Origin of the sequence: Sinanaerobacter chloroacetimidivorans (assembly GCF_018128545.1) — a bacterium.
GTDB lineage: Bacteria > Bacillota > Clostridia > Peptostreptococcales > Anaerovoracaceae > Sinanaerobacter > Sinanaerobacter chloroacetimidivorans.
Genome location: NZ_JAGSND010000009.1, coordinates 158,980 through 173,914, shown reverse-complemented (window position 1 = coordinate 173,914; position 14,935 = coordinate 158,980). Strand labels below are relative to the sequence as shown.

Sequence of the window (14,935 nt, the reverse complement as noted above, 5' to 3'; positions counted from 1 at the left end):
AAAAAAAATCACCAGATACAAGTTATTTTCTTGTTCCGGTGATTTTATACATTTCTATTATATTCTTTCTACGTCGATACCTGTTTTATGACCGTTAATGTCATACTCTACAAGCTCAGAGTCTATCCGTTTCATTTCCACAGCAAGAGTTTCCTTCATAATATAGGCCTTATGCTGTGTGATGGCGTTTTCTACTTCTTCGCCGGCATGATAGAAAATTTTGATCTGGTCCATCATCTCAAAATTTCTCTGCTTTCTCATCTGCTGGATCTTGGAAACGATTTCTCTGGCAAAGCCCTCGGCGATAAGCTCCGGTGTGATTGCTGTATCCAATATGGTAAACACATTGTTTTCCATGGATACCGTGAAACCTTCCTTGGCTGAAATCTGAATTTCTATAAACTCTTTGGTGATGGCGATTTCCTCACCATCGAGATCCAGTTTTGCCTCTCCGCAGTCTTCCAAAGCATCTACGATGAGAATCGGATCTACTTTTGCCAAAGCACTGCCAAAGGCCTTGATCTTTCCGCCAAGTGCCGGCCCTGCCACCTTAAAGTTCGGTTTCAGACCGTAATTCATGTATTGATCCAGTTGTTTTTCAAAAACGACTTCTTTTACATTAAGTTCTTCTGTGATCAGATCCGTCATATCGCCGATGAGGTTTTCATATTTTCCGTCAACGAGAATTTTCTGAAGCGGCTGTCTTACCTTGATCTTTTCCTTTTCTCTGGCTCCTCTTCCAAGGCCTACCAGATCTCTTACCAGATCCATTCTGCTTTCTACGGTTTTGTCGATGCACTCCTCCTTGGCTACAGGATAGAAGGAAAGGTGTACAGACTCTTCTCCTGTCAGCTTGGTGTACATCTCATCCGTTATAAACGGTGCAAAAGGCGCTGCAAGCTGTGAAACGCCTACCAGCACTTCATAGGTGGTAGCATAAACGGATTTTTTATCATCCGTCAGTTCCTCGCCCCAGAAACGTCTTCTTGCTCTTCGGATATACCAGTTGGATAAATCCTCGGAAACAAAATCCTGGATTTTTCGAACGGATTTCATGTGGTCATACCGGTTCATTTCTTCCGTGACATCTTTGACAAGCTGGTTGAACTTGGAAAGGATCCAGCGGTCAAGCTCAGGTCTTTTGCTGTAATCAATCTGATACTCTTTCGGATTAATATGATCCTGGTTGGAGTACAATACAAAGAAGTTATATACATTTTTCAAGGTTCCAAAGAACTTGCTTACGATTTCAATGAGTCCGTCTTCATCGAATCTGGTCGGTGACCAGGCAGGCGATACGTACAGAAGATACCATCTGGTTGCATCTGCTCCATATTTGTCAAAAAGTTGGAACGGGTCTACAGTATTGCCCTTGGATTTTGACATCTTCTTTCCGTCTTTGTCAAGAATCAGATCATTTACCAATACATTTCTGTATGGAGCCTTTCCTTTGATAAAGGTGGAAATAGCGAGCAGGGAATAGAACCAGCCTCTGGTTTGATCGATACCCTCGCAGATAAAGTCAGCAGGGAACAGTTCTTCATCAAATTTTTCCTTGTTCTCAAATGGGTAATGCTGCTGAGCAAAAGGCATCGCTCCACTGTCGAACCAGCAGTCCATTACCTCAGGGATTCTGCTCATAATGCTGCCGCATTTTTCACATTTAATATGCACGTCATCTACATACGGTCTGTGCAGTTCGATATTTTCATCTATAGTTTCAATGGCTTTTTCCACCAGTTCGCTTCTTGAACCGATGGATTCCAGATGTCCGCATTCACATCTCCAGATATTGATCGGAGTACCCCAATATCTGTTTCTGGAAATAGCCCAGTCGTTAACATTTTCCAGCCAGTTTCCGAATCTCTTTTCACCTACGAAATCAGGGTACCAGTTAACCTGATTATTGTTCGCCACAAGCTGATCCTTCAACTTGGTCATTTCAATATACCAGCTCGGTTTTGCATAGTAAATCAACGGCGTGTTGCATCTCCAGCAGTGCGGATAATTATGCTCCACCTTTTCCTTGGAATACAGTTTGTTTTCAGCGGCCAGCCATTTGATGATCTCAACGTCCAGATTCGCATCCATGACAAATCTGCCGACCCAAGGGGTAGCCGTGTATTTTCCCTGCTCATCCACCGGATTTGGCACCGGCAGTCCATATCTTCTTCCTGTATTATAGTCGTCTTCACCGAAAGCCGGAGCAGTATGAACGATTCCGGTCCCGTCTTCAATGGTGACATAATCGGCACAGGTCACATAAAATGCCTTTTTATCCACTTCCACAAAGGGCATCAGCTGGTGATATTCAATATATTCCAGTTCCTTGCCTTTCATCTCCGCTAAAACGTTGTAGGAACCGGCACCCAGCACTTTATCGGCAAGGGCTTTCGCTACATAATAAACGGTGCCCTCCTGTTCTGCCTTGATATAATCAATATCGGCACCTACGGTAAGCGCTACGTTGGAAGCCAAAGTCCATGGCGTGGTGGTCCATGCCAGGAAATACTCCTCTGCATCCTTTCTCTTGAACTTGGCGGTTACCGTATTGGTTTTTACTTCTTTATAGCCCTGTGCCACCTCGTGGGAAGCAAGTCCTGTTCCGCAGCGCGGGCAGTAAGGCAAAATTTTATGTCCTTCATAAATGAGGCCTGCTTTAAAGAATTCCTTCAGAATCCACCAGCCACTCTCAATATAATTGTTGTCCAGGGTAATATAAGGATTGTCCAAATCAATGAGATAACCCATTCTTTTGGTCATTTCTCTCCACTGTTTTTCATAGGTAAAGACGGATTCCTTACATTTCTGGTTGAACTCTTTGATCCCGTATTTTTCAATATCCTGTTTTCCAGCCATATTCAGCTGTTTTTCCACTTCTATTTCAACAGGAAGGCCATGAGTATCCCATCCTGCTTTTCTTTTTACTTCAAACCCCTGCATGGTCTTATATCTGCATACGGAGTCCTTTAATGCCCTGGCGATCACATGATGGATGCCGGGTCTTCCGTTAGCCGTAGGAGGGCCTTCGTAGAATACGAAGGAGGGCATGCCTTTTCTGGTGGTTACACACTTTCCAAGCAAATCGTCCTTTTCCCACCGATCAGCCTGCTCATTCTGCAGATCGGCAATGGCTTTTTCTGATAAATTTTCAAACATAATGCATCTTCCCTTTTCTATATCAAAATTTCATTTATGATGAGGCTATAATAAGGCGAAAAGATGTCCTCCGCCTTGTTGATACGTTCAGATGTAAGAAAATTTTTCTACAGTCGAAAAATTTTCCACAATTGCGTTATAATGTCTCTAACCCTTATATTTTAAACTCTTTGGTCGTATTATGTCAAGGAATAAACGTTACCTTTTCCGAATTGTTATGCGAGCTTTGAATCGGTCTTGGGAAAGAATCAAGTTGAACAAAACAGCAGCTTAGTTTTTTCTAAGCTGCCCAATTATTTCATAGATTATACTCGTATGGTACCCTAAGCCGGAAAGCCTGCGGCCGATTCTGGCAAGGATTTTTTCATCGATTTCTCCCTCATTCCCTTCTCCCCGGTTTCTGAGGATCTTGTCGGCTTCCCTGAGAGCAGCTTCCTTTTCTCTTTGGGGGTCCAGGAGCTCAGTCAATGCAATATCGACAAGTTCGCCTGAAATCCCCTTTTCCAAAAGCGCCTGCTTGATCCTCATCGGCCCCCTGCCCTTTGATCGACCATCGGATGCGTAAGCCATGCAGAATCTCTCGTCATTGATGTAATTCAACTCCTTGAGATATTCAATGGTCTCCTGAATCTCCCGGCCAGAAAAGCCTTTCTCTTTCAAATGCGAAGACACTTCCAAGGTGCTTCGTTCCCGATAACCTATGTATTTCAACGCAGTTGTTCTGCAATCTCTTTCCATGCCACTATCATCCCTTTTTCTAAAATTCAAATGAATCCCCTACTCCGGCAGGAATACAATGATCTCCCATGAGAACCTTCAGATCGCATATGGCCTGGATTCCGGTACAGTGAACAGGAATCACCCGATCGATTTTTTGGGCACAAACCTGAGACAGTGTTTTCTCCCTCGTCTCTTTGTCTGCATTATAAAGATGCATACCTGCAATAAAGGTTGTAATCCGCTCGTCAGGGAACAATTTTCTTGCATAACGAAGACAAGGTACGACGCCCGTATGACTGCAGCCTGAGAAAAGGCAGATCCCCTTGACGTTTCCATTTTCATCCACATTCCTGACGGCCAGAAACTGTTCATGGTCCATAGGATCCGGTATCAGTTCGCCATTTTCTCCTTTGGAATAGAATTTTTCCGTAGGATGATAGCCTTCTACCGGCGGAATGGTGCCGGATACCAGAATGTTTTCCGAGAGCTTCAACGGACCTTCCGTAAAAATCAATCTGTCCTTTATCTCCTCGTATTCCCATCGGGTCCATCGTACGCCGCAATGTTCTTGATCCAGTTTTCCCTTATCGAAACCGTAGGTCTTTTTAAAGGAATTTCTGTGAATATAAATCTTCGCTTTCTGATTGATTTTGCAGAAAGCAGGCAATCCCTGAGTATGGTCATAATGCCCGTGACTGATGATAACATCATCCACCTCTTCCAGATTCACGTCCAGCTGTTGTGCATTTTTTACCAACAGATCCGAAGCACCGGCATCAAAGAGCAGTCTCCTTCCATTGGTTTCTATGTAAATCGCCAATCCGTGCTCTGCCATACAATCCGGGTGAGAGGTTCTGTTCTCTGAGAGAAATAATATTTTAATCAAGATTCGTATCCTCCTTTTTGGCCATCGACGGCAGACTCACGCCGATTACCCCTATAATAATCAGTAGTGTGCAAATCACATGATAAACAGCAAGAGGCTCATGGAGTATCAGAACCCCTGCTACAATGGAAATAGCCGTGGAGAGATTTCCAAAAATGGTCGCTTTTACCGCTTCCATATTTGCAAGCATGTAGCTCATCAGCATAGCCGAAATTAAAGTGGATGGAATGCCTAAATAAGCGGTTGCCAGGGTAAAGCTCCAATTGCTCAACGGCAGAAAATAATCAGCTAGAGTACCGGTTTGCAAACCTTGCACCAATGTAATCAGGTTAAATAGTAAGCAGCCGCCCCCTGTAATAAAAAAGGAAATCTCTATGGGTCTGAAATCGGCCCTCACATACCGCATCATCACATTGCTTATCGCCATGCAGATACTGGATATCATTAAGAATACAAGTCCAATGATATTGACGGTGATATCGGCAGCACCCATGACAAACATGGTGATCACTGCGGTAACGGAAACGCAGACAAAAATATTCTGCTTCCAGCTTGTGTTTTCTTTTAGTAATGCCCCGGCAATTACCTTTGCAATAATCGGCACCACCGCAAAGATGATTCCGCTTTCTATCGTGGTGGAAAACAGGAGTCCAACCGCCTGAAAGAACATAAAAGCAATATAAAACCCGGCGGTAAAGGCCAGTTTTTTTCTTGGTTTCTCTTTTACATTAATCTTGATAAACCCTAAAAGAAATGGGATCAGTACTGCGATGAAAGCAAAATTAAACCGATACGTAAGGGTCTCCATCGGGGTAGCCGTAGAAATGGATGTTTTCACCCCCAGGAAGGAAAATCCTACAATTAAGGAAAAGAGAATCGCACTGGTATATACCTTTAGCTGATTGCTTCCGCTGTTTTGATGATCCTTTGTTTTCATTGCTGTTTTTTCATTTTCTCTAGTCATTGCTTCACCGTAAGAATCTCTGAGATCTTTTCTACCTTTCTTTGATTTTTTATACAATAAGCTGCCGTTATCCCAGCTCGGATCTCTATTGGATTCAGAAAGATCCCGCCATCAATTCCACTGTCATTTTTAGATTTTATAAAACTCAGCAGCTTTCCGTTTCCCACCACGGAAAACGAGTTCAGACCTTCCGACAGCCCTGTACCCCGGTATTTTAAAAATGCTTCTTTACAAACCCAAAGTTGAAAAAAACCCTCTTCTCCGTGCTTTAAAACATACGTGTATTCTTCTTCTGTAAAAAACCGCTTTGCGATTTCTTTATATTTTACTTTCTCTTTGTTCACCTCTATATCCAGCCCTACCGGTTCGTCAGCGAGCAAACAAGCCCACCAGCTTTCGGAATGGCTCACTGAAAAATGAATTTGAGGTTTTTGTCTATGAAAATTGAGATCTGCAAAATAAGGCTTGCCATGAATCCCTCTTTCCACTTTCAAGTGTCTGATTTCATCCGGGGTATAGCCCAATTTTAATTCGTCATTATACTCAAGCAAGGCCTCCTTCACAAGGCCATCACTGACCGTGTCTTTCCCCTGACGGTGTTTCATCAAATCTCGGTTTTCCAAATCCTTGCCTCTTTGACAAATGTACAGATACATAAGTCCTACCTCACTTAGCTTGCCACATGTCGCCTCAAGGGCAACATCGATTATGGTGCTTTCTTTGATATTCCGTCAATATCGCTGAAAGCGATATTTCCTGCATATAAAAAATAACTGAAATACAGTTATTATACATGGATTTCAGCTATTTTCACAGACCCATTTTAAAAAACAATCTAACTTTAACTAATTTTTCCTGCTCTTACAGAGTTTGCAACCGCCAACAGAGCAACTCCTACATCGGCAAATACCGCTTCCCACATGGTAGCAATCCCGAAGGCTCCAAGGATCAGAACAATCCCTTTTACCCCTAAGGCCAGTGCAATATTCTGCCATACAATTTTCCTGGTTTTTCTGGCAATTTGGATTGCCGTAATAATCTTTGAGGGTTCGTCATTCATAATGACAATGTCAGCAGCTTCAATAGCTGCATCTGAACCAACACCTCCCATGGCCACGCCTATGTCGGCTCTCGCAAGTACCGGTGCATCGTTGATGCCGTCACCGACAAAGAGCACATTCCCCGGCTTTCTGGAAGGATTCTTCTTTTTGTTTTCCAGCATCAGCCTTTCCAGTATCTCCACCTTCTGATGCGGCAGCAGTTCTGAATAAGTTTCTCCGATTTCCAATTCCTTGCCGATTTTATCGCCGATTCGCCTGCTGTCGCCGGTAAGCATGGCGATAAGCCCGATGCCAAGATTTCTTAGCCCCTTTACTGCGGCTTTGCTATCCTTCTTTGCTTCATCCGCTATAACAATGGCACCTGCATAAGCATGGTCTACAGCAATATAGACGATAGAGCCTGCCTCCTGAACCTCATTTACTGCAATTCCCGCTTCCGTCATGAGCCGGGCATTTCCGGCCAATATCTGTTTACCGTCCATCTGGACCTGAATGCCAAAACCCGGCCGTTCCCTAATATCGGATATCCTGTTTTCATCGATCTGATTGCCTGATTTTTCTTCAAACATTTTTTGAATGGAAACGGCAATAGGATGTGTGGAATGATTTTCCGCATAAGCCGCAAATTTCAACACCTGCTCCTTTGTAAATTCCGGGCTGTCAAGAATCTTGGCCACCCGGAAAATGCCGTCTGTCAGAGTGCCGGTCTTATCAAAAACCACTGCATCTACAGAATTCAATGCTTCCAGATAGTTGCTTCCTTTAATCAATATTCCCTTTGAGGAAGCCGCTCCGATTCCTCCGAAAAAGCCCAAGGGGATGGAAATTACCAGTGCACAGGGACAGGAAATGACCAGAAATACCAAGGCTCTGTAAAGCCATTCCGAAAAACTGCCAAGGCCGAGCACAAAAGGCGGAATCAGCGCCAAAGCCGCTGCAATGCCCACCACTGCCGGTGTATAATATCGGGCAAACTTGGTTATAAAATTTTCTGTCTTTGCTTTTTTACTGCTGGCGTTTTGCACCAGTTCTATGATTTTTGAAACTGTTGATTCTGAAAACTCCTTCAACACTCGCACTGTAAGCAGACCCTGGCCGTTAATAGAACCGGATAAAACCTTTGAACCGGTCATAACGTCCTGGGGTATGGATTCCCCAGTCAACGCCTTTGTGTCCATGGTTGAATTTCCCTGAATCACTTCTCCGTCCAGAGGAACCTTTTCCCCCGGCTTAATGACAATAATGTCTCCTGCTCGAACCAGCTCTGCAGCCACTTCTTCAATACCCTGATCCGTTTTTCTGTTCGCCGTATCCGGCCTGATATCCATCAGCTGGGCAATAGATTTTTTAGAACGGGCCACAGCCCTGCCTTGCATGTATTCTCCTACCTGATAAAATAGCATAACGGCAACGGCTTCCGGATATTCGCCAATGGTGAATGCACCGATGCTGGCAATGGCCATTAAAAAATTTTCATCAAAGATTTCACCTTTTGCAATATTTTTTCCCGCAGTAAACAGTACGCTTTTCCCTACAAGCAGATAAGCAATAAGAAATCCGGCTGTCTGTAAATAGCTATTTCCCTGAAATTCAAATGCACCCAAGACCAGGCTGAGAATAAATAAGACAATCCCCGCAAGGAAACTCTTTGATGTTAATTCTTCACCTGCATGTTCATGGTCTCCCCCGCAGCAGCAGCCGTCGGAGCCGCAATCGTCTTTCACCGATTCCTGACCGCAGCAGGATTGCTTGGTGTCATGACTTTGGTCCTGTCCGCAGCAGGATTGTTGATGCTGATTATGTATGATGTCGCAGGTACATGACGCTTGTTCGGATGCGAGATCATTTTTTTTAGAATAGTAATTGCTCATTTTCATTCCTCCTCGTCAATTTCATTTCGGCAGCTTTATCGATGTGCCACGTGCTCCAATCCCTGTTTGAAAATAGCATTTACGTGATCATCATCCAATGAGTAATAAACAATCTTGCCTTGCTTGTGATACTTAACCAGTCTCACGTTGCGCAATACCCGCAGCTGATGAGAGACAGCCGACTGGGTCATATCGAGCAAGGCAGCCAAATCACAGACGCACATCTCTTGCGTTGACAATGCAAATAAAATTTTCAATCTGGTTTGATCTGCAAAGCTTTTAAAAAGCTCTGACAAGGCATACAAGCTGCCCCAATCCGGAAGCTGCTCTTTTACTTGATCAACCACATCCTGATGGATCACGTTGCAATCACATTTTGGTGCTTCATCATTTATTTTTTTCATTACGATCCCCCTCTGTAAATGATCTTCTGATTATAGATATGAAACATATGAATAATTGTTCATATGTTTATGATATGCGATAAAAGTACTTTTGTCAACCATTAGAAATAATTTTTATGAATGGACATTGGCGGACAGTATCAAAGTAAATGCTCCTGCAAAATAAAAAATCCCAGCTGTGAAAGCCAGGATATTGGTCCGGGATATGGTCTAGGATATTAGTCCGGGATATGGTCTAGGATATGATAAAGAACTTTCCTATTTTATCTGCGATGATTTTCTGTCCGCTGGAATTAGGATGGAGTCCGTCCAGGAAATATTCCCTGTCATCTGCGGCAGCATATTCATCGGTGAAAATATCAAACAGATCAATGCAGGATACCTGAAACACACTGCAGAATAACAAAATCCATTCCCGGTAAGCAGAAGCAAGCTCCTTTACCGACTCAAAATCAGTGAGTTTTCTCCAGTCCTCCCGGATCTTGGCCGGATCTCCCGTAAAAGGAATCCCCACAATCGGCCGGATTCCGTTATGATGCGCCTGATGCACCATCGCCATCAGGTTGGATTTCACCATTCCTAAATCCCCGCCGGTAATAAAATCATTCAAACCTCCCATGAGGAATACAGAAGCAGGTTTTTCCTCCACAACATCCTTTTGAAACCGGCTCAGCATACCTCCTGTGGTATCACCATTGATTCCTTTATTAATAAATTCATGATGATTTGCTTTATTCAATAAGTTGATCCAGTTTTCCCTCGGGTGGACTCCATATCCAAAAGTGAGGCTGTCCCCCAAGCATACGATCTTCATTTTTATCAACACCTTCTTTCCATAACCCTGCTGGAAGGTACACCGTATGCTAGGCAGTTAAACGGAATACTTTCTCATTATGTTCAGCTGAAAATTTCTTTGTAAAGCTGCTCACCACAGGAACCACGATCACTGAGACTGCCATGGCACTGACTCCAAAAATCGGCGCCATTGATTTGGCTGCATCAAATCCCACAGACATGCTGTGATACGTCAACAAGCCCCCGACTACGATGATACCGGACAACATACCTGCCCAGGCACCCACTTTGGTGATTTTCTTGGAGTATAGACCCCATAGAAACGGTCCGATAAAGGAACCTGCCACAACGCCCCAGGAAAAGGACATGAGATTTACGATGAATGAAATGTTAACCGTGGCAAAAGTAAAGGACATCGCGATGAAGATCAGGCATAAAACCCTCATGAGGATCACCTGACTTTTAGGCCGAATTCCAGGATGCACTTCCTGAACGAAGTCAATGGATACTGCCGAACTGGAAGAAAGAACGATAGATGACAGCGTCGACATGGATGCTGATAGAAGAAGCAGCATAATCACGCTCAGTACTATGGTTGAAAAAATATTCTCGGTCAGAGCCTTCATGAGCAGGCTTGGGATGACTCCGTCAAATCCTCCTGCCACATCAGGCGCTCCATTGGCGTCTGCAGGGATAAAAAGTCTGGATAAAGACCCGGTAAAATAGGCTCCGCATCCGATAAAAACAGCAAACAAGGTTGATACAATGGTGGCGATCTTAATGCTGCTTTCATCTTTGATTGCGTAGTATTTATGAACCATCTGCGGCAAACCCCAAACGCCAAAGCTGGTAAGGCAGATATTTGTAATCAGGAAGCTAGTGCTCTTTCCGCCTGTAAAATCTACAAGCTGCGGATCAATGGCAGATAATTTTTCAAAAGCAGCGGAAAATCCGCCTGCCTCCGGTCTTGTAACAAGGATCATAACCATAGCAACAATACCGAAAATCATGATTATCCCCTGTATGAAATCGTTGGTTGCCGTAGCCACATAACCTCCCAGCACCAGATAAATCCCAGTCAGTACCGCTACGATGAGCATACAGGTAACGGGCGAAGCTCCCACAAAAATTGCGCTGAACAGAGTCCCCAGGCCTTTGTATACGCCTGCAGCATAGGGAACTAAAAACAGGAAGATAATAGCGGCAGCGTATAATTTCATTCCTTTGCTGTCATATCGTGCAGAAAAGAATTCCGGCATGGTTCTGGAATCTAAAGTTCTCGTCATGCGTCTCGTACGCTTTGCCAGAAAAATCCAAGCCAAAAGACAGCCGATAACGGCGTTTCCTACTCCGATCCACATGCTGCCCATTCCGATGTTCCATCCGAACATGCCTGCATAACCAATAAAAATGACGGCTGAAAAATAGGTGGTTCCGTACGCAAATGCGGAAATCCATGGCCCTATATTTCTACCGCCCAATAAAAATCCTTCAACTGTCCCTGCCTTTTTTGTACTGTAAATGCCCACAAGCAACATCACAACTACAAAAACTACCAAAGTAATCGTTGCAATAATCTGAGTCATAATATAATACCTTCCTTCAAAACTACTTTGTGTGCTGAACACACCCTACGCTAATATTTTATTATAAAATCACTTTACTGTAAAGATAAAAAAAAAGTGGCTGGCGCCACTTCCGCTATTTTGATTGCAGTCTTTCCAGTATCATCTTATATCCATCCGCGCCATAGACAAGACATTTATTGACCCTGCTGATGGTTGCGGTACTGGCTTTTGTGATTTCTTCTATTTCATTATAGGTTTTATGCTCCGAGAGGAGCTTTGCTACCTGAAGCCTTTGAGAAATGGCATGCAGTTCGTTAATGGTGCAGATGTCTTCGAAAAAACGATAACAATCCTCTGTTGTTTCCAACGCCAGAATCGCTTTGAAAAATTCATCTACCTCTGCGCTTTTGAATTTTGATTCGTAACCCATCCAAATAACCCTCTCTATTATTCTTTCGTTAAATCATGTAATGATTATTTTTGCCTTTTCATGCGACTTTAATACTTTATCACTTTACAGTATAATTATAACATTCTCTATTTACCTTGACAACTGTTAATTTTTCCATTACAATAATTCCAATAAAAGGGAGTAGTTTTAAGTTTATGTATCAACAATCGGCACAAAAGTGTCTGGTCATAAACCCGTCAGGTAACAAGACTTTTAGCATAATTTTTCAGCTTTCTGCAAATGTTATGTTTAAGGTCTTGTTTTTTTTCGACCATCAAGGAAAGCTGTACATAATGGAGGTAAGATGTAATATGTTTGAACAACAGCAGATAAGTGAGGTACTCACCCATTTGGACGTAAACAGTCAGGAGGGACTGTCTTCAGAAGAGGCAAAAAAACGTTTGGAACAGGACGGTCCCAATGCATTTCAGGACAAAAAACCGAAGACAAAGGTGCAAATGTTCCTCTCCCAGTTAAAAGATCCCATGATCTATATCCTCTTTGGAGCCGTAATTATTTCCGGTTTTTTAAAAGAATTCAGCGATGCCGTTATCATTCTTGCAGTTATTTTATTGAATGCGATCATCGGTATGGTACAGGAATCCAAGGCAGAAAAGTCTCTGGAGGCTTTAAAAAAGCTTTCAAGCCCTACCGCACTGGTAAGAAGAGACTGCAAGCCTGTGGAAATCCAGGCATCTGAATTGGTAAAAGGTGATATTGTTTTGCTGGAAGCAGGCAGGGTCATTCCCGCAGATCTGCGGCTGTTATCCAGTGTGAATCTGAAAGTCGAAGAATCCGCTCTCACCGGAGAATCAGTTCCGGTTCAAAAGGATGCCGACTATATTGCAGAAGGAGACGTCACGTTAGGCGACCGCATCAACATGGCATATCTTTCTACCAGTGTGGCCTACGGCCGAGGTGAGGGTGTTGTGGTCAAAACGGGAATGGAAACGGAAATCGGTAAGATAGCCAAGATGATCAACGAATCCATTGATGAAATGACACCCCTTCAAAAACGTCTGGGGGATCTGGGAAAATTACTTGGAATATTGGCGATCGTACTGTGCGTAGCATTATTTGCGGTAGCGCTGATTCAGGGAAGAGATGTCATGGAAATGCTCCTTACCGCTATTTCGCTTGCTGTAGCAGCAATTCCGGAAGGTCTTCCTGCCGTTGTCACCATCGTACTCGCTCTCGGAGTTCAGCGAATGGTTAAGGTAAATACCATTGTCAGGAAGCTGCCTGCGGTGGAAACCTTAGGTTCCGTCAGTGTTGTCTGTTCCGATAAAACCGGTACTCTGACCCAGAATAAGATGACCGTAACCAAAGTATTTGCGGACGAAAAGCTATCCGATGTTTCGGCACTGGATTATCAGAAAGATAAATTGTTTATCGAAGGTTTTGTTCTCTGCACCGACGCCTCGGTAGATGACGGGGTTCGGATCGGAGATCCTACCGAACTTGCGCTCCTGGACATGGGATCGGCTCTGAATATTTCTAAGAAAGCTTTGGAAGAAAGAAACCCAAGAATTAACGAACTGGCCTTCGACTCCGACAGAAAAATGATGACCACCGTCCATCAGGACGAAACCAACCAAACCATCGCTTACACAAAAGGCGCCATGGATCGGATCATCGAGAACTGTACGCAGATCATCATCAATGGGGACATACGTTCCATTACGGAAAAAGATAAAGAAAAAATAAAAGCAGCTGCCAAGGAAATGGCAACCTATGCGTTGCGTGTATTGGCCCTGGCCGTTAAGCTCAATGATTCCTCTGCAGCAGAAGAAGATTTGATATTTGCCGGGCTCGTAGGTATGATTGATCCGCCAAGACCGGAAGCAAAGCATGCAGTTGAAATATTTAAAGGGGCCTCGGTCACTACCATCATGATTACCGGTGACCATATCGATACGGCCTTTGCCATAGCCAAAGAGCTTGGTATCGCAGAACGTGAAGATCAATGCATTACCGGGGATGCGCTGAACCATATGACGCAGGAGGATCTCAATGCAGCCGTGCCGTCACTCCGCGTCTTTGCAAGAGTCTCTCCTGAAAATAAGGTTATGATCGTCAATGCATTCCGCTCCCATGGTCATATCGTATCTATGACCGGAGACGGCGTAAACGATGCTCCATCTCTAAAATCTGCCGATATCGGCGTAGCAATGGGAATTACCGGAACCGACGTTGCCAAAGGGGCTGCCGATATGGTTCTTACTGATGATAATTTTGCAACAATACAAAAAGCGATAGAAGAAGGAAGAAATATTTATAACAATATTAAAAAGTCCGTATTGTTCCTGCTTTCTTCCAACCTTGGCGAGATCCTGACCATGTTTGTCGCCATCATTGCCGGCCTTGCCACACCGTTAAAAGCGATTCATATCTTATGGGTAAATCTCATAACCGACTCACTGCCGGGTCTTGCCCTTGGAGTAGACTCCGGAGATCCGGAAATTATGAAGGAAGCACCCAGAGATCCAAAGGAAAGCCTTTTTGCAAGGGGCGGTTTGGCAATTACCATTTTCTTTGGTATTGTCATCGGTACCATTACCTTATCCGCTTTTCTGGCAACACCGGTAAACGTCCTGCTGAATGCAGGTCAGTCCATCACTTTGGATAATCTGAAGCTGGCAATGCAGGATCCGTTGGTTTATACCTATTCCCAGACCTATGCCTTCACAACCTTAGCGATCTCACAGCTGTTCAATGCCGTGGGAATGCGGAATTTAAACAAGTCCATCTTTAAGTTTAATCACTTTAATAATGTGATGATGATCATCGCCTTTGTGGTGGGCTTCCTGCTTCAAATCTTTGTGACGGAAATTCACCTGCTTACAGAGGTGTTCGGCACCGTTGAATTGAGTCTGAAAGAATGGCTGTCCTTGACTGCATTATCAACGGCTCCGCTTTGGTTCCACGAGTTGTTTGTACTGATTAAATATCTGAAAAAGAAGGCAGCATAAAACAAACCCGCCCAGGGTGATAAAATGATAAAAAAGAGAGCTGGAAAAGACACAGTCCCATAGGGACAAAATAGGAAACGCAAA

At 43.8% G+C, this 14,935-nt stretch carries 11 protein-coding genes; 1 reads left to right on the top strand and 10 read right to left on the bottom strand.

Annotation, left to right across the window (positions count from 1 at the left end; genetic code table 11):
* Nucleotides 1-57: 57 nt before the first annotated feature.
* From ileS to KCX82_RS13970, 10 genes are all read right to left on the bottom strand, one after another.
* Entirely contained in the window at nt 58-3,159 is a 3,102-nt protein-coding gene (gene ileS, locus KCX82_RS14015; protein ID WP_227019105.1) for an isoleucine--tRNA ligase, read from the bottom strand.
* 270 nt (nt 3,160-3,429) lie between these two features.
* A complete protein-coding gene (locus KCX82_RS14010; RefSeq protein WP_227019104.1) occupies nt 3,430-3,927 on the bottom strand; it encodes a regulatory protein RecX in 498 nt (165 codons plus the stop codon).
* The gene (locus KCX82_RS14005) at nt 3,917-4,765 is read right to left on the bottom strand and encodes an MBL fold metallo-hydrolase (RefSeq protein ID WP_227019103.1); all 849 of its coding nucleotides are present in this window, start codon (nt 4,763-4,765) and stop codon (nt 3,917-3,919) included. The genes KCX82_RS14010 and KCX82_RS14005 overlap by 11 nt, the downstream gene beginning before the upstream one ends.
* Complete coding sequence (locus KCX82_RS14000) at nt 4,758-5,702, bottom strand: DMT family transporter (RefSeq protein WP_227019102.1); 945 nt, start codon at nt 5,700-5,702, stop codon at nt 4,758-4,760. The genes KCX82_RS14005 and KCX82_RS14000 overlap by 8 nt, the downstream gene beginning before the upstream one ends.
* 23 nt (nt 5,703-5,725) lie before the next feature.
* On the bottom strand, nt 5,726-6,352 hold the full coding sequence (locus tag KCX82_RS13995; protein ID WP_227019101.1) for a 4'-phosphopantetheinyl transferase family protein: 627 nt from the start codon (nt 6,350-6,352) through the stop codon (nt 5,726-5,728).
* Between the two features lie 218 nt (nt 6,353-6,570).
* Nucleotides 6,571-8,661 (bottom strand): heavy metal translocating P-type ATPase, encoded by a 2,091-nt coding sequence (locus KCX82_RS13990; protein WP_227019100.1) that lies wholly within the window; start codon nt 8,659-8,661, stop codon nt 6,571-6,573.
* Between the two features lie 35 nt (nt 8,662-8,696).
* Entirely contained in the window at nt 8,697-9,065 is a 369-nt protein-coding gene (locus KCX82_RS13985; protein ID WP_227019099.1) for an ArsR/SmtB family transcription factor, read from the bottom strand.
* 235 nt (nt 9,066-9,300) lie between these two features.
* Nucleotides 9,301-9,879, bottom strand: a complete 579-nt coding sequence (locus KCX82_RS13980) for a GDSL-type esterase/lipase family protein (protein WP_227019098.1) — start codon at nt 9,877-9,879, stop codon at nt 9,301-9,303.
* 49 nt (nt 9,880-9,928) lie between these two features.
* A complete protein-coding gene (locus KCX82_RS13975) occupies nt 9,929-11,446 on the bottom strand; it encodes a sodium:solute symporter family transporter (RefSeq protein ID WP_227019097.1) in 1,518 nt (505 codons plus the stop codon).
* 115 nt (nt 11,447-11,561) lie between these two features.
* Nucleotides 11,562-11,858: a YerC/YecD family TrpR-related protein gene (locus tag KCX82_RS13970; protein ID WP_227019096.1), complete on the bottom strand. Its 297-nt coding sequence runs from the start codon at nt 11,856-11,858 to the stop codon at nt 11,562-11,564.
* Nucleotides 11,859-12,190: 332 nt separating this feature from the next.
* On the opposite strand from KCX82_RS13970, the gene KCX82_RS13965 reads away from it, so the two are divergent.
* Nucleotides 12,191-14,851 (top strand): cation-translocating P-type ATPase, encoded by a 2,661-nt coding sequence (locus KCX82_RS13965; protein ID WP_227019095.1) that lies wholly within the window; start codon nt 12,191-12,193, stop codon nt 14,849-14,851.
* Nucleotides 14,852-14,935: the final 84 nt, after the last annotated feature.

What these genes read in the sequence shown, in the direction of transcription:
- ileS (WP_227019105.1), bottom strand. Translation starts at nt 3,159, where the DNA reads ATGTTTGAAAATTTATCAGAAAAAGCCATTGCCGATCTGCAGAATGAG.
- KCX82_RS13975 (WP_227019097.1), bottom strand. Translation starts at nt 11,446, where the DNA reads ATGACTCAGATTATTGCAACGATTACTTTGGTAGTTTTTGTAGTTGTG.
- KCX82_RS13985 (WP_227019099.1), bottom strand. Translation starts at nt 9,065, where the DNA reads ATGAAAAAAATAAATGATGAAGCACCAAAATGTGATTGCAACGTGATC.
- KCX82_RS13980 (WP_227019098.1), bottom strand. Translation starts at nt 9,879, where the DNA reads ATGAAGATCGTATGCTTGGGGGACAGCCTCACTTTTGGATATGGAGTC.
- KCX82_RS14000 (WP_227019102.1), bottom strand. Translation starts at nt 5,702, where the DNA reads ATGAAAACAAAGGATCATCAAAACAGCGGAAGCAATCAGCTAAAGGTA.
- KCX82_RS13970 (WP_227019096.1), bottom strand. Translation starts at nt 11,858, where the DNA reads ATGGGTTACGAATCAAAATTCAAAAGCGCAGAGGTAGATGAATTTTTC.
- KCX82_RS13965 (WP_227019095.1), top strand. Translation starts at nt 12,191, where the DNA reads ATGTTTGAACAACAGCAGATAAGTGAGGTACTCACCCATTTGGACGTA.
- KCX82_RS13990 (WP_227019100.1), bottom strand. Translation starts at nt 8,661, where the DNA reads ATGAGCAATTACTATTCTAAAAAAAATGATCTCGCATCCGAACAAGCG.